Source organism: Dorea sp. D27, assembly GCF_001185345.1.
Classification (GTDB): Bacteria; Bacillota; Clostridia; order Lachnospirales; family Lachnospiraceae; genus Extibacter.
This window is the reverse complement of record NZ_KQ236744.1, coordinates 884130-903867: the sequence shown is the minus strand read 5'-3', so window position 1 is coordinate 903867 and position 19738 is coordinate 884130. Positions and strand designations below refer to the sequence as shown.

At 47.3% G+C, this 19738-nt stretch carries 19 protein-coding genes and 2 tRNA genes; 4 read left to right on the top strand and 17 right to left on the bottom strand.

What is annotated here, in order from left to right; genetic code table 11:
* Window positions 1–511 precede the first annotated feature (511 nt).
* Window positions 512–949 (top strand): hypothetical protein, encoded by a 438-nt coding sequence (locus HMPREF0980_RS19150; RefSeq protein WP_198146259.1) that lies wholly within the window; start codon window positions 512–514, stop codon window positions 947–949.
* A 26-nt stretch (window positions 950–975) separates the two neighbouring features.
* Here HMPREF0980_RS19150 and HMPREF0980_RS10825 read toward each other — a convergent pair.
* The 3 genes from HMPREF0980_RS10825 to HMPREF0980_RS10815 all read right to left on the bottom strand — a co-directional run bounded on the left by HMPREF0980_RS10825 (window position 976) and on the right by HMPREF0980_RS10815 (window position 2591).
* Window positions 976–1049, bottom strand: a tRNA-Pro gene (locus HMPREF0980_RS10825).
* Window positions 1050–1110: 61 nt separating this feature from the next.
* A tRNA-Gln gene (locus HMPREF0980_RS10820) sits at window positions 1111–1181 on the bottom strand.
* Between the two features lie 81 nt (window positions 1182–1262).
* Window positions 1263–2591 carry an MATE family efflux transporter gene (locus HMPREF0980_RS10815; protein WP_049729054.1) on the bottom strand — a complete coding sequence of 443 codons (1329 nt, stop codon included), beginning with the start codon at window positions 2589–2591 and terminating at the stop codon, window positions 1263–1265.
* A 157-nt stretch (window positions 2592–2748) separates the two neighbouring features.
* Here HMPREF0980_RS10815 and HMPREF0980_RS10810 point away from each other — a divergent pair, with 157 nt between their 5' ends.
* A complete protein-coding gene (locus HMPREF0980_RS10810) occupies window positions 2749–3546 on the top strand; it encodes a MerR family transcriptional regulator (RefSeq protein WP_049729053.1) in 798 nt (265 codons plus the stop codon).
* 90 nt (window positions 3547–3636) lie between these two features.
* Here the strand turns inward: HMPREF0980_RS10810 and HMPREF0980_RS10805 are convergent, their stop codons facing one another.
* The 5 genes from HMPREF0980_RS10805 to HMPREF0980_RS10785 form a co-directional block, all read right to left on the bottom strand.
* The gene (locus HMPREF0980_RS10805; protein ID WP_049729052.1) at window positions 3637–4851 is read right to left on the bottom strand and encodes an LL-diaminopimelate aminotransferase; all 1215 of its coding nucleotides are present in this window, start codon (window positions 4849–4851) and stop codon (window positions 3637–3639) included.
* A 30-nt stretch (window positions 4852–4881) separates the two neighbouring features.
* Entirely contained in the window at window positions 4882–5715 is an 834-nt protein-coding gene (gene dapF, locus HMPREF0980_RS10800) for a diaminopimelate epimerase (protein WP_049729051.1), read from the bottom strand.
* Window positions 5716–5739: 24 nt separating this feature from the next.
* Window positions 5740–6288, bottom strand: coding sequence for an ANTAR domain-containing response regulator (locus tag HMPREF0980_RS10795; RefSeq protein WP_049729050.1), 549 nt, complete (start codon window positions 6286–6288; stop codon window positions 5740–5742).
* A 47-nt stretch (window positions 6289–6335) separates the two neighbouring features.
* Window positions 6336–7667, bottom strand: a complete 1332-nt coding sequence (locus tag HMPREF0980_RS10790) for a glutamine synthetase family protein (protein ID WP_049729049.1) — start codon at window positions 7665–7667, stop codon at window positions 6336–6338.
* A gap of 191 nt (window positions 7668–7858) precedes the next feature.
* Window positions 7859–8068 (bottom strand): hypothetical protein, encoded by a 210-nt coding sequence (locus HMPREF0980_RS10785; protein WP_049729048.1) that lies wholly within the window; start codon window positions 8066–8068, stop codon window positions 7859–7861.
* Window positions 8069–8261: 193 nt separating this feature from the next.
* Here HMPREF0980_RS10785 and HMPREF0980_RS10780 point away from each other — a divergent pair, with 193 nt between their 5' ends.
* Window positions 8262–8906 carry a phosphate propanoyltransferase gene (locus HMPREF0980_RS10780; protein WP_049729201.1) on the top strand — a complete coding sequence of 215 codons (645 nt, stop codon included), beginning with the start codon at window positions 8262–8264 and terminating at the stop codon, window positions 8904–8906.
* A 38-nt stretch (window positions 8907–8944) separates the two neighbouring features.
* Here HMPREF0980_RS10780 and HMPREF0980_RS10775 read toward each other — a convergent pair whose 3' ends face one another.
* The 5 genes from HMPREF0980_RS10775 to HMPREF0980_RS10755 form a co-directional block, all read right to left on the bottom strand.
* On the bottom strand, window positions 8945–9190 hold the full coding sequence (locus HMPREF0980_RS10775; RefSeq protein ID WP_049729047.1) for a TM1266 family iron-only hydrogenase system putative regulator: 246 nt from the start codon (window positions 9188–9190) through the stop codon (window positions 8945–8947).
* 23 nt (window positions 9191–9213) lie between these two features.
* Window positions 9214–10416, bottom strand: coding sequence for an FprA family A-type flavoprotein (locus HMPREF0980_RS10770; protein ID WP_049729200.1), 1203 nt, complete (start codon window positions 10414–10416; stop codon window positions 9214–9216).
* Between the two features lie 189 nt (window positions 10417–10605).
* Entirely contained in the window at window positions 10606–11247 is a 642-nt protein-coding gene (locus HMPREF0980_RS10765; RefSeq protein ID WP_049729046.1) for a lysoplasmalogenase family protein, read from the bottom strand.
* Between the two features lie 91 nt (window positions 11248–11338).
* The gene (locus HMPREF0980_RS10760) at window positions 11339–12109 is read right to left on the bottom strand and encodes a polysaccharide deacetylase family protein (RefSeq protein WP_084002733.1); all 771 of its coding nucleotides are present in this window, start codon (window positions 12107–12109) and stop codon (window positions 11339–11341) included.
* Between the two features lie 91 nt (window positions 12110–12200).
* The gene (locus HMPREF0980_RS10755; RefSeq protein ID WP_049729045.1) at window positions 12201–13133 is read right to left on the bottom strand and encodes a helix-turn-helix transcriptional regulator; all 933 of its coding nucleotides are present in this window, start codon (window positions 13131–13133) and stop codon (window positions 12201–12203) included.
* A gap of 106 nt (window positions 13134–13239) precedes the next feature.
* On the opposite strand from HMPREF0980_RS10755, the gene HMPREF0980_RS10750 reads away from it, so the two are divergent.
* A complete protein-coding gene (locus tag HMPREF0980_RS10750; protein WP_049729044.1) occupies window positions 13240–13878 on the top strand; it encodes a type 1 glutamine amidotransferase family protein in 639 nt (212 codons plus the stop codon).
* Between the two features lie 523 nt (window positions 13879–14401).
* On the opposite strand, the gene HMPREF0980_RS10745 is transcribed toward HMPREF0980_RS10750, so the two are convergent.
* The 4 genes from HMPREF0980_RS10745 to HMPREF0980_RS10730 all read right to left on the bottom strand — a co-directional run bounded on the left by HMPREF0980_RS10745 (window position 14402) and on the right by HMPREF0980_RS10730 (window position 19097).
* A complete protein-coding gene (locus tag HMPREF0980_RS10745) occupies window positions 14402–15343 on the bottom strand; it encodes a DMT family transporter (protein WP_049729043.1) in 942 nt (313 codons plus the stop codon).
* A 22-nt stretch (window positions 15344–15365) separates the two neighbouring features.
* Window positions 15366–16250: a proline iminopeptidase gene (gene pepI, locus HMPREF0980_RS10740; RefSeq protein WP_049729042.1), complete on the bottom strand. Its 885-nt coding sequence runs from the start codon at window positions 16248–16250 to the stop codon at window positions 15366–15368.
* 105 nt (window positions 16251–16355) lie between these two features.
* Entirely contained in the window at window positions 16356–18170 is a 1815-nt protein-coding gene (locus HMPREF0980_RS10735) for a diguanylate cyclase (protein ID WP_049729041.1), read from the bottom strand.
* A 45-nt stretch (window positions 18171–18215) separates the two neighbouring features.
* Complete coding sequence (locus tag HMPREF0980_RS10730) at window positions 18216–19097, bottom strand: DMT family transporter (protein WP_049729040.1); 882 nt, start codon at window positions 19095–19097, stop codon at window positions 18216–18218.
* Window positions 19098–19738: the final 641 nt, after the last annotated feature.

Here is a 19738-nt window from a genome sequence, read left to right as displayed (position 1 = left end):
CCAGAAACTCCTCTAAGTTCACCAATTGTAGAAACAAAGTACCAATATTCTGGATTTCCCTCTTTACAGTATCTACATTTATCCTGTATATTCTGTGGAAAACAGCTTAAAAACTTATTACATGAATTTCTCATGGAACGTATGTAGGCGTTTAATTCAGAGTTATCATCTATTGCTGGTAATTCAGAAGATAAATACTCTTTAATTTTTGTAACTGATTCTATACATTGACGAAATGCTTCATCACCATAATCACCAAATTATACTCGCCTAGCTTCAAGGAAAATAATAATTCTCCTTGCTATACTGCGCTGAGTTTCAGCGGATTCCACGAGATACCAAAAACAGGGCAACTGATCCCCCGTTATTTCAACAGTTCTTCTATCCTTAATTCTAAATGTCCATAATTCATGCGCATCACCCCTACACAAAGTATATTTAATAAATCTTTATGTAGTAATTACTATATAGTCATCCCATCAGAGGACATAGGAAAAAGAGGTACATACACATGAAAAGAAAAGTCATATCTATACTTTTATTACTCTGTTTAATTGCCGGAATGTGCTATTACATCAGTCTGCCCGATTATCATGTCCGTAACAGCATGTCATTGAGCAATCAAGGCACACGAGACACAGCGCTAACTGTTGTTTACAAGTATTGGGGAATTAATGAGACAATCCGTAATATTGGAACTGCGGCGGTATCACCAAACTGCGCAAAACTACCAGTTCGGACTTACAAGCCAAAGGAACGCCGAAATCTATCGTTGCAAGTATGCCAGGACATACTACAGAGGTCAACAATAAATATTATACCTATGACACCTCAAACCTTGCTGAAAAGAAAGAAATTATCCAAAACAGAAATGCCAAATTCAAGAATCTGGCACACACTGGATAATCCCAACCAAAGCCAACCAACTTTTTTAACACCTAAAAATTGAAAAAACCCCATAAAATGGGGGTAAAATCGGAGTGACGTGATTCGAACACGCGACCTCTACGTCCCGAACGTAGCGCTCTACCAAGCTGAGCCACACTCCGATATTCTATTTAGTTAACCGGACTCTCTGTAAAAGAGAAATCCGGCGCCCCTGCCAAGGAACTACGGATAGAGGATTTGAACCTCTACTAACAGAGTCAGAGTCTGCTGTGCTGCCATTACACCAATCCGCAATACAGCTCGTCATTTCTTTGACGGAACATGTATTATTATACCAAATAGAACACAAAAATCAAGCCTTTTTTTGCAACTTTTTAATTTTCTTTTTTCCATCCCTTTTTATAACGTATAAACAGGCCGATAGTCAGGATGAGCGTTAAGCTTTCTGCCAAAGTCGGGCTCCACCATATGCCGCTTCCTCCAAACAAAGCGGTCAGCAGTCCAAGACTCAATACGAGCATGACGATGCTTCTGGCCACCGATATGACCATGGCCGATACCGGCTTCTCTACTGCTGTAAAATAACCGCCTATCACTATATTATAACCGGCTACGAGGAAGGACAGCACGAATATGCACATCACATGTACGGAATAAGCGCTCAGCTCCGTTAGCTCTTTAGCAACGAACATGCCTACTATTCCTTTCGCCCCTATGACGCTTCCCGCTGTGAATACGACAGATACGACCACTGCTGCCGTAATTCCATACCGCATCAGCTTCCGGCAGCGGTCAATCCGCTTTTGACCGTAATAATAGCTGATTAGTGGCTGGTACCCCTGTGCAATTCCGACCATGGACATGATAGCGATAGAATTTACGTATGAAATAATCGTATAGCTTACGAGCGCGTCCTCATTCAGGTAATGTAGTATGGCCTGGTTAAACAGGAATATAATCAGCCCGGTCGACAGCTCCGTAATACCGGACGGCAGCCCGTTCTTGAATTCCCTCCAAACAAGCAGCAGATCCAGCTTGAACTTCCGGAATTTAATAGTCCCCTTGCCTCCCAGAAAATGCATCAGATACAGCCCGATCAACGCCACATTGGACAGACCCGTGGCAAGCGCGGCACCACTGATTCCCATGCCCCATTCCATAACCATAAAATAATCCAGCACCACGTTCATCAAAGAGCCAATTGTCACGATAATCGTAGCCCGCTTCGGATACCCATCCGTCTTAATCAATGTCTCAAATGAATATGCCAGTATAAACAGTCCGGAGAACGGTGCAAGCGTACCGAGATAATCAAGTACATACTCTCTGTTGTGGGCCGTTGCTCCAAGGAAATCCGCGAACCGTTCCAAATTCAGCATAACAACCGCTGTGACGATGACAGAAAGGAGGACAAGCAGCACAATATTCTGTGTAAAGACTTCATTTGCCCGCCTGACATTCTTCTCTCCTAACAAAATCGCCACCACGGTAGATGTACCGACCGCGAATAAAATAGATATCGCATACAGCGCCATAACATAGGGCATAGATATATTGACCGCAGTCAGCGCCACCTCCGATACTCCCCTGGCAACAAAGATACCGTCTACCATCGTATAAAGCGCAAATACCCACTGCGCAATGATAGATGGTATGATAAATCTTATAAAATCACCTTTCAGTGATTTACCTTCCAATCTCATAATTAATCTCTCCTTAAATCATTTACCTTGTAATTATACACTAAACCTTGGTACAATACTAAGGTCAAGAGTTTTATTTGGGGACGTAACAAAACTCAAAAGGATCACGTCCCAAATTGACAATTGCCCTGTACCCAAATGACGAAAGGATCTTTTTATGAAGCATTATTATCGTATCGGTGAAATATCTCAATTGTACAATATCGGCCCGGATTCTCTGCGTTATTATGAGAAGCTTGGTATTTTAAAGCCGCACAGAGGGGAGAATGACTACCGTATGTATCACATTCATGACCTGTGGCGGTTGAATGTTATCCGGGATCTGCGGGAGCTTGGTTTTTCTATGGAGCGGATCCGGGAGTATCTGGACAAGCGAAGCCTTTCCAATACGGAGACTATGCTGCAGGAGGAGCTGGATATTATCAGGGAGCGTATGAAGTCCCTGGAAACGCTGCAGTCGAATATCGAAGACCGCCTGGAAATTATCCGGGACGCTATAAAGCAGCCAATTGGAGTTATCGAAGAGAAGGCGCTTTCTGCGCGCCGATGCCATATGATTCACGCCGGCTACAGCCAGGACGAGGAGATGGATATGCTTATCAAGCAGCTTTTGAATAAGAACAAAGACAAACTTTATATCATCGGAAATAACCGAATCGGGTCCGTCATCCCTGTAGACAGTGCGGCGTCAGGCGATTACAGGGACTATACCGATGTCTTTATCATTGACAAAAGCGGAGCAGATGTTATCGAGCCAGGAAATTACCTCTCCGTCAGCTATAGGGGAGACTGTGCCCAGAATGCCGTCTATATCCCGAAGCTTCTGGCATATGCCAAAGAGCGCGGCTACAGCCTACAGGGACCATTTCTGGAACTGCTCTGGACGGATATACATCAGGCGTCCGAAGAGAAGGAGCACATTACGGAGCTTCAGATTAAGGCAGGCCAAAACTGACCGCGGCCGTCAGAAAAGCCCCCGGGAAGCATCTTCTTCTGCCGGCGGCTTAATCCTGCTCTTTTTTGTTTCTCTTACTTCTTCTATGCCCTATATCTCTTGGATTCTCTTGACAGCGGCAACCGTATTTTCATAAGAGCCAAATGCAGTCAGGCGGAAGTAGCCTTCACCGCTTGGCCCGAACCCGGAGCCTGGCGTACCGACCACACCTGCACGTTCCAGCAGATAGTCGAAAAATTCCCATGAAGTCATGCCTTCCGGTGCCTTCAGCCATATATACGGTGCATTTACTCCACCGGACACACTATATCCTGCGCTTTTCAACCCCTCATAGATAATAGCGGCATTTTTCATATAGTATGCTACCTGTTCTTTAAGCTGTGATTGACCCGCATCTGAATAAACTGCCTCCCCTGCCCTCTGGACAATATAGGGGGCGCCGTTATATTTAGTTCCGTGCCTGCGTGCCCACAGAGAATGAAGCATGACATCTCCGCATTTTAAATCTTTCGGAACCACAGCGGCACCTAGTCGGACACCTGTAAAACCTGCATTTTTGGAAAAGCTGCGCAGCTCTATGGCACACGTCCTGGCCCCGTCGCATTCGTAGATCGTATGTGGCACATCTTCCTCAGAAATGTATGCTTCATACGCGGCATCGTAAATAATCACAGCTCCGTTCTTATTCGCGTAATCAACCCATTCCTTAAGCTGAGCCTTTGTAATCGTGGCACCGGTTGGATTGTTCGGGAAGCAGAGATAGATGATATCCGGCACCTCCTCTGGCAGCTCAGGCGCAAAATTGGTCTCTTTCGTACATGGCATATAGATGACGCTGCTCCACGTCTCCGTACGTGCATCATAGGTTCCGGTCCGCCCGGCCATCACATTCGTGTCTACATAAACCGGATATACAGGATCACACACTGCTATCCTGTTATCCTTTGCGAAGATTTCCTGAATATTTCCCGAATCGCACTTTGCCCCGTCCGAGATAAATATCTCGTCTGCCTTAATGTCACACCCTTTGTCCACATAATCATGTTCAGCCATCGCATTTCTCAGAAACTCGTAACCCAGATCCGGTGCATATCCGTGAAATGTCTCTGCATGTGCCATCTCGTCCACCGCGCCGTGAAGCGCGTCGATGATGGACGGTGCCAGCGGCCGGGTCACGTCCCCGATTCCGAGCCGTATGATAGATTTGTCCGGGTGTTCTGTCTGGAAGGCCGCAACCTTCTTAGCGATGGTAGAGAACAGATAGCTGCCCGGCAGCTTCAAGTAGTCTTCATTTATCTTAAACATATACTTTCCTCCTCGTTATCTATAACATGTCTATATATCAATCTCACCGTCATATACAACGGTAGCCGGCCCCGTCATATACACCTTATCTGTTTCACGGTCCCACTTTATGAGCAGGTCGCCACCTCGCAGCTTTACGGTAACCTCATCTTCCGTAAAGCCGTTCAATATGCTGGCCACTGCTACTGCACAGGCACCGGTGCCGCACGCGAGAGTCTCGCCGGAACCACGCTCCCAGACGCGCATTTCCACTGTAGTCCTGTCGATTACGCGGGCGAATTCCGTGTTGATACGTTTCGGAAAACGCTCATGGTTTTCAAACTTCGGCCCTGTCTTCTCAATATCCAGTCCACACAGATCATCTACATAAATTACAGCGTGAGGGTTCCCCATAGAAACGCCCGTCATCCTATACTCTGTTCCGTCTACAACGACAGGCTCATCGATAACAGCATCCCCCACAGATACGATTGGTATCTGTTCAGGAGCAAGAACCGGCGTCCCCATATCCACTTTGATAAGCACGGCTTTTCCATCCTCTACGGTCAAATCCAGATATTTGATGCCGCCAAGTGTCTCTACAGAGATGCTGGTCTTATCGGTAAGTCCGTAATCGTACACGTATTTTGCCACGCATCGGATTCCATTGCCGCACATCTCTCCCCGCGAACCGTCGGCATTGTACATCTCCATCTCAAAGTCGGCGATTTCTGAAGGATTGATCATAATAAGCCCGTCAGAACCCACCCCAAAGTGCCGGTCGCTTACATATCTGGCCGTTTCCGGCGGATTCCCAATCCTCTCTTCCAAACAGTTCACATACACGTAATCATTGCCAAGCCCATGCATTTTCGTAAATCTCATATTAGCTCTCTCCTTCCACGATCTCTATTCAGCCATGATGCTCCATACCATCTCTGCCGTCTCCGCCATATTTGTCCCACTGTCCATGCTGCTTTTCTGCAGATATCTGTGCGCTTCCTCCTCAGACATGTTGTTGCGTTCCATCAGAAGCTGTTTTGCTCTTTGTATGACCTCCTGCTGCCCCGGACTCCGTTCCCTCTGCCTCTGCTTCCTCTTTCTTCTCCTGCGGTTCATGTTCTGAAGCATCATTTCCACCGTATTCATCAGGTCATAAACCTTGATTGGCATGTTCAGCCCCACCACACCTTCTGCGAGCCCGCTGCTCCACTTGTCAGGAGACGCTATTAACAGCATCTCAAAATCATCAGGAAGATATTCACGAAGTTCAGAATACAGCATATCTTTCATCTTATACCCGCACACGACGATTCCTTCCTCAACCGTATCGACATAATTCATGGCCTGCGCACCAGTAGTACATACCCCGGTGACAGCGAAACCTTCGCGGACTAACAGGTTACGGATATTGACTGCATTGTCCTTATTTGGAAATACAACAATAATACCAGCCAAACCGACACCTCCTGTAATGTTTTTCTACTCGTTATGGCAGGCAGGTATCAGATTCTGTGCAGATATTTTTCAATCTCCCACTCGGTAACCTGTCCACGGTATTTCATGTACTCTTCTGTCTTCGCCTTGATAAGCTTTTTAGAAAGGTCTTCCCCCAGCACTCCTTTCATAAACTCATCTTGTTCAAATGCGCGAACCGCTTCCAGAAGGCTTCCCGGCAAGGGGGCGATACCAGCTTCCTTCCTCTGTTCTTCCGTCATCTTGTTTATATTGCAGTCAACGCTCTGAGGCGGCATCAGCTCCTTGTGTATGCCATCCATTCCTGCCGCCAGTAAGACGGACAAGGCAAGGTACGGATTCGCCGAAGGATCCGGACTTCTAAGCTCCACTTTCACATCGCCGTCACGTGCCGCCGGAATGCGTATAAGCGGCGTACGATTCTTTGCCGACCATGCGATATACACCGGCGCCTCATAACCGGGTACTAGCCTTTTATAAGAATTGACTACAGGGTTGGTAATAAGGCTGATAGCCTTCATGTGCTTCATGATGCCCCCTATAAAATGATACGCCTTTCTGCTCAGCCCTTTTTCATCCTCCGGGTCCGAAAACACATTGATTCCATCTCTGTTAAGCGACATATTCAGATGCATGCCCGAACCGTTCGTACCGTATTTCGGCTTCGGCATAAATGTAGCATGCAGTCCATGGCGCTTTGCAATGGTCTTGACGACCAGCTTGAATGTCATGATATTATCTGCGGTAGCCAGCGCCTCATCATATTTGAAATCTATCTCATGCTGTGCCGGGGCCATCTCATGGTGGGAGGCTTCAATCTCAAATCCCATATCCTCAAGCGTGAGCACCATGTCTCTGCGGGCATTTTCTCCCAGATCAAGTGGCCCCAGGTCAAAGTAGCCGGCACATTCATGTGTGAGCGTGGTCGGCAGCCCGTCCTCATCCGTGTGGAACAGGAAGAACTCACATTCCGGACCTACATGCAGCTCGTAGCCTTCTACCTTAGCCTTGCCTGCCACTTGTTTCAATATGAAACGCGGATCGCTTTCAAATGCGGTTCCATCTGCTTTATATACATCACAGATAAGCCGCGCCACTTTACCTTGCTGCGGCCTCCACGGAAATATATCAAATGTACTCAAGTCCGGGCGCAGGTACATATCTGAATCTTCCACGCCAGCAAAACCATCGATGGCCGAACCATCGAACATACAGCTGCCGTCGAGCGCTTTCTCAAGCTGGCTTACCGTAACCGCTACATTTTTCAAAGTGCCAAAGATATCGGTAAACTGAAGGCGTATAAATCCCACGTCTTCGTCGCGGACCATTTTCAAAACATCCTCTACCGTGTAATTATTCATTATCATTTCCCTCCTCAACACGAATTTATAGTATTTACGACAGAATATGTGCATATTTATGCATATTTATGTATAATTTAAGGCGTTCCCATGTCAGTGAAAACGCCTTTGTTTTATACAATATAAAATTATAAATAGTAATTAGCACTTTGTCAACGTGCCAAAGTGCCAAACATTGCCACAAATGTAATCTAATCTTCGTCATCCAGCCAGTAATCATCGTCAAGCTCGTTATATACATTTCCATTATTATTGCCGCAGCTGATGCCTTTCTTGACCGGGGACAGCAAGAAGCCTTTCACGACTCCAATCAAGATACAGCATAGTATAACAAGCACCTTTTCCGCCGGCGTCCAGTCCCGCTTGAAAAATTCCCTCACTGCTTCCCAAATGTTTTTCATCCTTCTTCCTCCTTAAATCATCTATACTCCAAGTAGTTACGTTCCCTGCTCCTATTATATGCCATTTATCTGCATTTCTCAAGCACGTAATCTGAAATATATGAAGATTGAAAAAAGCATTCCTCTTTGTTACAATAAGGATATATTATGTCTGGCGATATTCTATGAAATAGACAGAAAGGTGTGGAGAGTTATGGGGATTGCTATACCAATCGAGACGAGTGCACGCCATATGCACATCAGCGAAGCAGATTATAAGATTCTATTTGGAGAGGACAAGACCTTGTCATATAAAGCTCCTCTAAGCCAGCCCGGGCAGTATGTGTCTGAAGAGCGGGTCACTGTCAAAGGCCCGAAAGGCAGTTTTGAAAACATTGCAGTGCTCGGGCCTTACCGCCGGGAAACACAGGTTGAAATCTCCATGACCGACTCCCGGAAGCTCGGCGTGCCGGGGATGATCCGGCAGTCCGGCGATACCCAGGGCACACCCGGGTGCACGCTCATCGGTCCAAAGGGGACGCTGGAGCTCGGACACGGAGTCATAGTCGCCAAACGCCACATCCATATGACGCCTGTCCAGGCCGGTCTGCTGAACGTCAAAGACAATGATGAAGTATTCGTCATCATGGAGAGCTATGAACGGTCGCTTATATTTGCAGATGTCGTCGTACGCGTAAGCCCCGACTTCGCGCTCGCCATGCACGTAGATACCGACGAGGCCAATGCCTTTGCCAATGAAAACAATCCGACCGGGGTCATCCTGAAGCTTTTCGGCGGCAGGACATACAACCTGCAGAAATGGGCGGAAGAGCTCCAAAACGGAATCCACAGGTTATAAGGGGGACGTAGGAAAACGAAAAAAGATCACGTCCCTGTTCACAATTTTGCCGTCAATGTCTTGGCGGTGACGCCAGGCTGCATCCCGAGCCTGCCGGAGAGCGCGCTCGTCACATCGCCAGGGGCGTCCAGCACCACGCTGATGATGGACACGCCTCTGTCACGGTATGGGATTCCCATCCTTCCCACGATATACTCCCGGAATTCGTGCAGCAGTTCATTGATTGCTGTCACGGATTCTTCTTCCTTTATGATTATGCTGATTACAGATACTCTGTTGTCCATATATCTCTTCCTCTTGCCTCATCTTATTCTTGCATTGCTTCTACAATCTTCCGGGCAAATGCTTCCAGCTCATCGGCCCTGTCTTCTTTGAGGACAGATTTGATAGAAAGCTGCTCCAGCACAGTGATGTCTTTCATCTCTTCCAGCCTCTTCACGATCATCCTGCCTGCAGCCGGTGCCCATGTCCCGTTATCCATAAGCGCAATTGTACGCTTCTGTACCGACAGCGCCTTCATGTCGCTCAGCAGGTTCTCTATCGGCGGATATATGCCTCCATTATACGTTGCGCAGGCGAGCACAACGTGGCTGCTGCGGAATATTTCCGCAATCAGGTCCGACACGTGGGCAGATGAAGCATCATACACTTTGATTCCCTTCACTCCGGCATCCGCCAGACGGCATGCGAGCGAATTCACTGCCGCCTCCGTATGGCCGTATATCGACCCATATATGATGACAACAGAACTCTCTTCCGGTTCATATCTGCTCCACTTGTCATACTTATCCACGAAGAAATCGATGTCTGTTCTCCACACCGGCCCGTGCAGGGGACATATCATCGCGATATCAAGTGCGGCAGCTTTCTTCAGCAGGCTCTGTACCTGTGCACCGTATTTTCCCACAATATTTGAATAATATCTTCTCGCCTCAGAAAGCCAGTCCCTTTCAAAGTCAATCTCATCGTTGAAGATATTGCCGTCAAGCGCGCCGAATGTACCAAAGGCATCCGCTGAAAATAGAATCTTGTCCTTTTCATCATAGGTCACCATGACCTCCGGCCAATGGACCATAGGTGCCATCACGAAGCGAAGCGTGTGCTCTCCGGTTGACAGCGTGTCCCCTTCTTTGACAAGTTTAACCTTTCCGTCAGCTTCAACGTCAAAAAACTGGTGGATCATCTGCACCGTCTTTGTGTTAGCGACCACCTGCATATGAGGATACCTCTTCATCAGTTCCTCTATGTTGGCACAGTGGTCGGGCTCCATATGCTGAACGACGAGATAATCGATGTCACGTCCGGCAAGCACATATTCCAGGTTCTCCATAAATTGGCTCGTGACAGACGCATCCACCGTATCCATCAATGCCACCTTCTCATCCATGATAAGGTACGAATTATAGGACACTCCCCGTGGTATTGGAAATAAATTTTCAAACAAAGCTAGCCGCCTGTCGTTGCAGCCGACCCACACGATATCATCTGTTACTTTTCTTGTACCCTGCATTTTCTGCATCCTCCTGTCGTCATTAAATTTATATACGTTCCATTCATCATTTTCCAAACTGGCACCTTCTATTCCTGATTACCAGCATCATTATAACACAAACATAAAATCACGTATAAAAAAATTTGCCCTTACTTTGCATTTTTCTCTATACAATTTGATATCCTTTATCAATACTGCACATCCGCCCTATAATCCTATGAACACCGCTGCTCCAAACAGATAGACGGCGCCGTAATACAGCAGCAGTATGGCAGCTCCGTATATAAGCTCATTCTTCCCCTTTGTAGTCCTGTACGCGATAATCCCGTCTGAGATGACGAAGCAGACTGCCCCAGCTGCGACCATCGCCGACGCTTCTGTTCCATAAGCAATCCAAAGTGTAACTGCCGAGGCCGCCATATAGCAGAGCACTGCCATGTATATGACTGCCGCGGCTTTCAGTTTTCCAAGACTTTTCAGGTCATCTTTAAATATGACGAATAAGGCCAGATAAGCCAGAGATGCTCCTGCAAATGTATACCATACCGGATGGACCAGCCTGTTGTAGGACACGATGAAACATACATGCGCGATTCCGAACAGCAGGATACCTTTTACAAAATCCAATTCCAGCGCAACATCAGCTGCCAGGCACAATACAAGACCGAACGACATAAATGTGCCTGTCATGCCACCGAACCTGATGGCCCCGTACATACCGAGATACACAGCCATAAATGTGGCAAGTGCTTTAAATGCAAGTGACCTGCACCCGATTCTTTCCCTGGATGCCCCATATATGATTCCAAAAACCAGCATGAGAACTGCTGCGATAACCAATACCCTCATGTCTCCCTCTTTGTTCTCCTTATCCCTCTCTAAAACGTACAAGTATATAATCCGAGTATAGCATAGTAGTTAAGGATTTAACAGGGCCATTTCAGTCTTTTATCTGCCTCCCGTTGACGTCCATATGGTAACCGTCCTTATAGATGAGCTGTGATACAGGCACGATCTCGTATCCTTTCTTCTCAAGGCCGTCTATAAGCTGATCCAGCGCGTCCGCCGTATATTTCGCACCATTATGGCAGAGGATGACAGAGCCGTTTCCAAGTTCCTGGCTGTCCAGCACGGTCGATAGTATACTTTTCACCCCATAGTCTTTCCAGTCCAGACTGTCCACATCCCACTGAATCGTATAGTAGCCAATATCTTTGGCAGTCAGAATGACCGCATCGTCATAGTCGCCATAAGGCGCCCGGAATAAATTCATGTCTGTCCCCGTCAGCTCCTTAACCTTCTTGTGAACGGACAGCAGTTCCTGTTTTTTCTCCTCATCACTTAGCTGGGACATATTCTTATGACTCTCGCTGTGGCTTCCCAGATCATGTCCTGCCTTATATATGGACTTCACGTCATCCGGATATTTGTCAACCCACCCGCCCGTCATAAAGAACGTCACGCGGACATCATGTTTTTTCAATATGTCCAGTATCTTCTGCGTGTCCTCGTTTCCCCACGCCGCGTCAAACGTGAGGGCCACTTTTTTCTCCTGCGTGTCTACCGAGTATATTGGAAGCTCTCTGCCATTTACATTGCTTGATACCTTCACATACTGCGACACATACTGGTATGAACCTGCAATTGCAACAGCAGTTACAAGGACCAGTACCACATAATTTTTTACCCTTTTGACTGTTTCCTGCTTCATAAGGCAAAACTCCAGAATAGATGCACTTATTCTATTATATGCCCATGAAATTCGTCCTACATCCATAATGTGGCAATAATTCATCTGTGTATCAACTATCGTATATGGAAGCCATCTCTTGTATTCTGCGTATCATTTCCGCGCGGATATGCCGCGGCTCTAAACACTCGCACTTGTTTCCAAAGCTCAAAAGAATGTCGTAGTGGTATTCGTTCTCTATGAAAGGGAAATCAACAAGGTAATGTTCATCACCGTCTGGCGAACATGCTTCATAAGAGCAAAAATCAAGCACCCTGTCCATCACAGATCTATGAATACGGATTTTGATTTTTGTTTGCATAGTTTCAAGAATATCATCAAAGTCCAGTGGAGGTTTCTGATAATCTCGTGGTACGAAAACCTCCTCTTGCATCTGCAGGTCGGACATACGGGATAAGCGAAATAACCGATAATCATTTCTAATGCGGCAATACCCCTGCACATACCAATGACTGCCTTTCAGCACGAGCTGATACGGCTCGACTGTCCGCACAGTCTTATTTCCGTGGTGAGCTACATATTCAAAGGTCAGCAGCTTGCTTTCCTGTAAAGCTGCCTTGACGATTTCTAAATATGTCTGTATATTTTTGCTGCCTCTCCACGGACTAAGATCTATATGAATTTGATTTACTTTTAATTCAATATCTTTCACCCTGTCGGCGGGAATAAAACTCTTGACTTTCGCAAGAGCATGTACCAGTTCATCACCCCGCATCATGTTGGAAAGGCTGGAGAGACCCATCAAAAGAGCAGAAAGGTCGTCGGCCGAAAAAACCTTTTTATCAATCTTGTATTCCGGCATGACTTCAAAGCCGCCGCCCGCTCCCGATATCGAGCGAATCGGGATACCCGCCATGTTGATAGCGTCTATGTCACGGTAGATCGTGCGGGGTGATACTTCAAACATATCTGCTAATTGTTGTGCGCCTATCCGCTTTTTATCAAGGAGTATCATAATAATGCTGACAAGCCTGTCTATTTTCATCTGATAATCTCCTTTTTATAATTATTGTTGCCATACTGTTGTCAACAATCACATGGTACAATAAAAAAGCAGACAAGTCAATAAGACAACAAAATGGAGGAAATTTATGTACACAATCTATGTTTATGTTCTTGATACTTTAGCCGACTGGGAATTGGGGCATGTTATTTCGGAGCTGAATTCCGGCCGCTTTTTCAAAAAGGATGCACCGCCCATATCGCTCAAAACAGTAAGCTATTCCAAAGAGCCGGTCAATACAATGGGCGGGCTTACCATCGTGCCTGACTGCGTAATTGATGATATTACCGTGAGCAGAACAAGCATGTTGCTCTTGCCGGGCGCAGACACATGGAACGATCCAAGGCATAGCACTATCATCGAAAAAGCAGGCGAATTTCTCTCTTTAGGAGCCGCAGTATGTGCAATTTGCGGCGCAACCGCCGCCCTTGCCAACTTCGGTCTATTGGATAAGCGTCCACATACCAGCAATGGACCGGGATTTCTTGAAATGGTTTCTCCCAGCTATAGAGGGCAAAGTTTTTATATAGACAAGCCATCCATAGCAGATGACAACCTTATTACCGCAAGTTCCACCGGAGCCCTGTCGTGGGCGAGACAAATTATTGAATATCTGGGTGTATTTCAATCAGACACGCTGGAATCGTGGTATGAATATTTTAGTACCGGGAACCCGGAACACTTCTTTGCCCTCATGCATACTCTGCCGTCTGGCAATGAAAACTGATACTTCCCAGACACTATAGAAACCAATGGACTGTTTTATGCTGACGAGCACCCGCTTCCATAGCCTAATGCCAAAAGCAGGCGTACCGTCAAAACGATACGCCTACTTTATTGCATTCCTGCCCGGCATCTTTTTCTTTCTTTTATCTATCCGCTCACAGGCGGTTAAGTACTTCACGTCCGGTTTATCGTGATGCTCCCGGCAGGCGGCACATCTGCCATGCCGTTCACATCTAGCCCTTTTACATGGGCAGTCATTATGATTTTCTTCCACAATCCACCCCTTTTTCCCGGGACACGTCCGCTCACAGCTGTGCGTTTTATGCCCTATCCTTCTATTGCGATACATCTGCCTTCTTCTATCTTTGGCTCGTTCTGGATATATCTGCCGTTTTCATCCTTCTTGTCATTATTTCTGTCAGTGACGGCGCTGATTTTAAGATAACCGTCTTTATTCTGTTACTAGCCGAAAAAAACAGGCAGCGCCAAAGTTGAATCAGATAACAAGGCTTTGGCGCCGCATTCTATTTGGAATTGATATTCAATATAAAGAGAGTGGACAATACGAGCACAAATCCTGCCACATCTATCATGCGGAACGTCGTTCCGAGAAAAGCCGCGGCCAGCACGGTGGCGGCTACTGGTTCCACGCTCGAAAGCAGGCCTGCATATACAGACCCCACGCTTTTCAGTGAAGCGAGGTAAAAGCAGAACGGAAATATCGTTCCCAAAATGACGATAGACAAGAACGCGACAGCTACCGCCCAGTCGATATGTACGTAGAGTCTCCACGGCCTTGTCACTATCGTCAGTACGAGGCCGCCGATAATCATGGCCCAGGCACACACCATCTCCGCTGGATATTTTTTCAGCAGAGGGCCTGGCAGGACACCGTAGAAACAGGTCGTGAGCGCCACCAGTAGTCCAAGCATGATGCCTTTGGGAGATACAGAAAGAGCATGGATATTCCCGTGGGTCACCACAAGAAAAATACCTGCCAGCGAGCATAGTACGGCTGTTATCTCTTTTGCTTTCGGCATCACCTTATAGATAACCGCAAAATAAATGATAAGCATTGCCGGATTCAGATACTGGAATATGGTAGCCGTCCCCGCGTTCGTCTCCTGCACCGCAGCAAAAAACGTATACTGCATCCCCATCATGCCCAGTATGGAAAATACGATCTGGCGGATACCGTCCTGTTTCTCTTTCCAAACGACAGGGCTCTGCTTCTTGATAAGAACAGCATACAGAAATAAAAGGATGCCCGCCATAACGAGGCGGTAAGGCACAAGCCATTCTGACGTCACTCCTTTGTCCTCAAACAAGAACTGCGCGATAGGACTTGAAGCCCCCCATAACAGCCCTGCCATAAAAGCGGCAAAAAAACCTCTTTTTCTCTGTCTGTCTTTCTCTTTTTTTTCATCTTCTGCAGCCAGTTCAGCTGTAACAGGATTATCACTCATCTTCTTTCTTTCCTATTTATTATCAATCATTGGCATTCAGCCATTCTTTCATGAGCTCTACATATCTGTCATTGTCCTCTACAAAGCACATATGACGGCAGAACTGGAACAGTTCCCACCTGGAGTTTGGAATCCGGTCATACATATACTTTGCAATATACGGCGTGCACAGGTCATTCCCTCCGTTGATGACAAGTGACGGCTCCTGAATATCTTTCAGCTGCTCTGTCACATCATAGTCTTTCAGCGTTCCCATCGGAGTGAATTCATTCGGCCCCCATCCCGTTACATATGCTTCTCCGCCTTTCTGCACCGGACGTCTCAGGCATTCCGGAGAATCGTCCGTCACAGCGCCTGCCGCATGCCGCAGCATGTATTCAGTCTCTGCCTCTGCATATACCGGGTCACTGTAATCTCCTGACGTCGTCGCTTTCTCAATCGCATCCTGCATTTCCTGCGGAAGCTCTTTAATCATGCGATGCTGCTCAACGCCCCACATCCAGGATGCCGGAAGCGTACTGGACAGGATAAGGCTCTTAAGGCCTTCCGGCTTATGGTTGCATACATAGTCCAGAAGAAGCATGCCACCCCATGACTGCCCGAGCAGATGCATCTCGTCCAGTCCCAGATGCTCTCTGACCGCCGCAAGCTCTTCAATCCATGTCTCTGCCGTCCACAAGTCCGGACGGTTCTCTACATAAGACTCGCCGCAGCCGATCTGGTCATACATGACAAGTTCCCGTCCATCCTCTTCTGCGAGACGGTCCAGCACCTCAAAATAATTATGTGTGGATCCGGGTCCGCCGTGGAGCAGAACCAATGGTTTCTTGTTACCGGTCTTCTTCCCTACAATCCGGTAATACGTCTTGTACTCTTTAAATGGCATATAGCCTTCTCTGATTTCCATCTCTAGAAAAACCTCCTTGCCGCTTAACGCGGATAATATTGTCATACCGCACACCCCTATGCGGATAACATAATTATATCGAAATCATCGTCCATTGTACAGTGCTTATTGTATAATCCATGAATTCTTCCCCCTGCTTTTGGCTTCATACATGGCATCGTCTGCATTTTTCAGGCAGTCACGGAAACGGCTGCCTTCCTCGCATCTGACAACCCCTATGCTGCAGGTGAAGTGCAGATCCGGCGCCTCCTCCAGCGTAATCTTACCAACCGCTCCAATGACATCCGCCGCACGTTCATCTATAACATCCCTGCTCATCCTGCCCGGTATGAATGCAAAAAACTCATCCCCGCCGTACCGGCCTACGATATCCCTTGCCCTGAAGCATGCCTGCATCACCTCCCCGACTTTTCTTATGCTCTCATCTCCGGCGAGGTGTCCGTATCTGTCATTGATATCTTTAAAATTATCCAGGTCGATCAAGAACAGGAAGCCGCCCTGGCTCTGCTTGATATAAGCAGTCACCTGTTCCTTAAACGCTCCTCTGTTCAGCAGGCCGGACAATGTGTCTCTCTGTGCTTTCTGCATAAGCGCCATCTCTTTTCTTTTTTCGCCTGAGATGTCTGTAACTTTTATGACCAGAAGCCGCTTCCTTTTATTTCCTATACTTATAATATCAAGTCTGCACCAGATATACGCTCTGTCCTTTGCCTTAAGGCGTACTTCGTATTTTTCCGTTTCCCCTTCTTTCAGATGCCTCTTCAGCATATCGTCCAGCACCGCATGGTCCTGAGGGTGGACAAGCCCGGATTCTTCTATGAACTTCTTGAAATTTGTTATCTCCGTCTGTTCTACCGCCAGCACCCTGGATATATTCGAAGTACACCTCAGCACATCTTTGTTCCTGTCATACTCGCACAGAATCATATCGCTGAAATTGGCCAGAAGCGCGGTACGTTTCCGTTCAAAGCGGCGTTCCTTATTGCTGTGGTAGACGATACCCGCGACAAGCAATACGGTCACCGCCGCCAGTCCGATGAGCAGGGCCGTCATCCTTTTTCCGTTATACTCCAGTGTCAAGACATACTTGTTCATCTCTTTGGAATGGAATACGTTCAGGATAACCCAGTCATTATATGGGAGGAAGCTGTAGGATACGTATACCGGTCCTTCTTTGCTCTCCATTATCATGACCTTCTGTTTCTTCTGGGCTATATTTTCTTTCAAAGCCTCTACGTTATCAGTACTGCCGTCTGGCTCCAGCAGACTGTCAATCGTGTTCTCATTCTTGTTGTGATCTTCCTCCAGATTCTCCGTGAAAGCGTTCGTGCCGTCTTCATAGATGAGAAAGCTTTCTGTATCGTTCCGCATAAAGCCTGTCTGGCTGGAATTCAGCAGCGAATAGCCATTAATCAGCCCTCTGATAAATCCTACTACTTCCCCTCCTACATATATCGGTTCTGCAATTCCATAATAAAAATTAGAATCGCCTCCTGATTCAGAAGGATAGATTTCTGAAACGACGGATTCTCCGCGTCTCAGCTTCTCTATCATCTCCGCGTCCCTTTCTTCCATCCGCGAGGTGTGAAGGCTGTCGAACCTGTAATAATGCACGCCTTTTGCCTGTATATCCTCATTGCTGCTCACCGCATCAAAGTAATCTTTAAGCCCTTCCGTGCCTTCTCCTGTCTCTTCCCTCTGCTGTACCATCTCGGCTATCGTTTTCAACGTTGTCCTGACGTTCTCTACCCTCGCAGTAACTTCTGTATACTGGCTGTCAGAATAAGCCTTTATATTCTCCGCCGCCAGCTCATCGAAAGCCTGGTTCGTCCATGACTGGTATCTTTCAAAGATAACAGTTACACCCGTACAGCACATTAACGTACAGACTATACTGACTACTATGTTTCTTCTTCTCATAAAGACACTTCCCCAGGTTCCCGCACACACGAACCGTTTTTTTTATTATACACTTCTTTCGCCCTGCCTGGCAAATACACTTTCCGCCAATATACATACAAGTATCGTGGCTGCCCCGATATATCCCTTCACGGTCAGTCGTTCCCCTAGTATGAGAAAAGAGAATACCGCCGTCGCGACAGGCTGCGACGTCTGGAGCATAGAGACCGCCTGTGAAGACAGCTCGGCAACCGCTGTGTTCTGCAGCAAGTAGGCAATACACGTACAACCGATTGCAAGATAGGCCACGACGCCCCATGCAGCCGGTGTCACGCTGCCTACATGCAATTCCTCCAGACCGGCTGCAAGGACAAGGCTGATTACCGCCGTCAGTCCGGCCTGGGCTGCCGACACCGTACAGGCACTCATACCTTCAAGTGATTTCTCGCCAAATACCAATGCCCCCGCTACTGCGGCCGCCGTTATCAGGGCAAATGCTTCTCCCTTGCCGAATGCGAACCCCTGCTCCCCGCAGCAAAGCAGATACAGCCCCGCCACCACGGCAGTCTGTACCGGGATATGTTTCCACTCATATGTTGTCTTAAGTACAACTCTCGCAAGCACAGGCGCGATGACCACCGGAAGAGACATCAGAAATCCGACGTTAGTGGCTGTCGTCCATTTGAGCGCGAGATTGACAGATATGTACGCCGCCGCCATGCAGAGGCTGGCTGGCAGGTAATCCATAATCTTTGCGCCTTTTAATTCCCGGACAATCTTCTTTCCAAAAAATAGAAGGAGCACTAAAAAGGCCAGTAAAAAACGCAGCGCCAGACACCAGTAGACAGAGATGCTCTCAAACGCAATCTTCGTCACCGGGTTGCCGATGCCGTACAAGATACTCTGTAAAAAGATAAACAGTATGTAGACCGATTTCTTCTCCTTCATCCTTCCCCCCACTTTCCAGACGTCAGCTTATTATGGATATTATAATACAGGGGCTGTGCAAATACAAATGTGAGTTTACGTAAATTAGGCTGCGGGCGGGGAGCCGGGTGGCATCTGCTCCGATGCGTTCGAGGCTCCGACTATTTCACGTATCCCTAACCCTGCGTAATGCGCGCTGATAGCGGCTTGCATCCCGCAGGATAAGGGCTACGGAAAGGATTCTCCGCCTCTTCCGCTTACACCTGCGCATCTCCCACCCGGCTCCCCGCCCGCTATCTACTTTACTTAACAAGGGCGAGGACGGCTGTGTAGCGTTACTAGCCAGCGGATGAACGCTGGCTGTGTCAGCTAGATGGAAAATGATAGCAAGCTTAGTGTATACAACACATACAAATTAGTACGGTGTATATTATCGCAGTTAAACGTTTGCAGCGAGGCGTGCACGCCGTTGCTGGAAGAAGAGCCGGAATCAGGCAAGGGATGTTATCTCATATAACAGCCCTGTACCTGATTCCGGCTCTTCCTCATAATAATTTCATTTTTCAAAGGTTTTCACTCGCTCAGCTTTTTTATTAATATACCGGCACAGATAAATTCCTTCTGACCGCCAGTAACGTCACACAGCCACCCCCGCCCGTGCC

Excerpts from the sequence above, each read along its gene's own strand:
- HMPREF0980_RS19150 (WP_198146259.1), top strand. The coding sequence starts at position 512 with ATGAAAAGAAAAGTCATATCTATACTTTTATTACTCTGTTTAATTGCC.
- HMPREF0980_RS10815 (WP_049729054.1), bottom strand. The coding sequence starts at position 2,591 with ATGAGATTGGAAGGTAAATCACTGAAAGGTGATTTTATAAGATTTATC.
- HMPREF0980_RS10810 (WP_049729053.1), top strand. The coding sequence starts at position 2,749 with ATGAAGCATTATTATCGTATCGGTGAAATATCTCAATTGTACAATATC.
- HMPREF0980_RS10805 (WP_049729052.1), bottom strand. The coding sequence starts at position 4,851 with ATGTTTAAGATAAATGAAGACTACTTGAAGCTGCCGGGCAGCTATCTG.
- dapF (WP_049729051.1), bottom strand. The coding sequence starts at position 5,715 with ATGAGATTTACGAAAATGCATGGGCTTGGCAATGATTACGTGTATGTG.
- HMPREF0980_RS10790 (WP_049729049.1), bottom strand. The coding sequence starts at position 7,667 with ATGAATAATTACACGGTAGAGGATGTTTTGAAAATGGTCCGCGACGAA.
- HMPREF0980_RS10785 (WP_049729048.1), bottom strand. The coding sequence starts at position 8,068 with ATGAAAAACATTTGGGAAGCAGTGAGGGAATTTTTCAAGCGGGACTGG.
- HMPREF0980_RS10780 (WP_049729201.1), top strand. The coding sequence starts at position 8,262 with ATGGGGATTGCTATACCAATCGAGACGAGTGCACGCCATATGCACATC.
- HMPREF0980_RS10775 (WP_049729047.1), bottom strand. The coding sequence starts at position 9,190 with ATGGACAACAGAGTATCTGTAATCAGCATAATCATAAAGGAAGAAGAA.
- HMPREF0980_RS10770 (WP_049729200.1), bottom strand. The coding sequence starts at position 10,416 with ATGCAGGGTACAAGAAAAGTAACAGATGATATCGTGTGGGTCGGCTGC.
- HMPREF0980_RS10765 (WP_049729046.1), bottom strand. The coding sequence starts at position 11,247 with ATGAGGGTATTGGTTATCGCAGCAGTTCTCATGCTGGTTTTTGGAATC.
- HMPREF0980_RS10760 (WP_084002733.1), bottom strand. The coding sequence starts at position 12,109 with ATGAAGCAGGAAACAGTCAAAAGGGTAAAAAATTATGTGGTACTGGTC.
- HMPREF0980_RS10755 (WP_049729045.1), bottom strand. The coding sequence starts at position 13,133 with ATGAAAATAGACAGGCTTGTCAGCATTATTATGATACTCCTTGATAAA.
- HMPREF0980_RS10750 (WP_049729044.1), top strand. The coding sequence starts at position 13,240 with ATGTACACAATCTATGTTTATGTTCTTGATACTTTAGCCGACTGGGAA.
- HMPREF0980_RS10745 (WP_049729043.1), bottom strand. The coding sequence starts at position 15,343 with ATGAGTGATAATCCTGTTACAGCTGAACTGGCTGCAGAAGATGAAAAA.
- pepI (WP_049729042.1), bottom strand. The coding sequence starts at position 16,250 with ATGGAAATCAGAGAAGGCTATATGCCATTTAAAGAGTACAAGACGTAT.
- HMPREF0980_RS10735 (WP_049729041.1), bottom strand. The coding sequence starts at position 18,170 with ATGAGAAGAAGAAACATAGTAGTCAGTATAGTCTGTACGTTAATGTGC.
- HMPREF0980_RS10730 (WP_049729040.1), bottom strand. The coding sequence starts at position 19,097 with ATGAAGGAGAAGAAATCGGTCTACATACTGTTTATCTTTTTACAGAGT.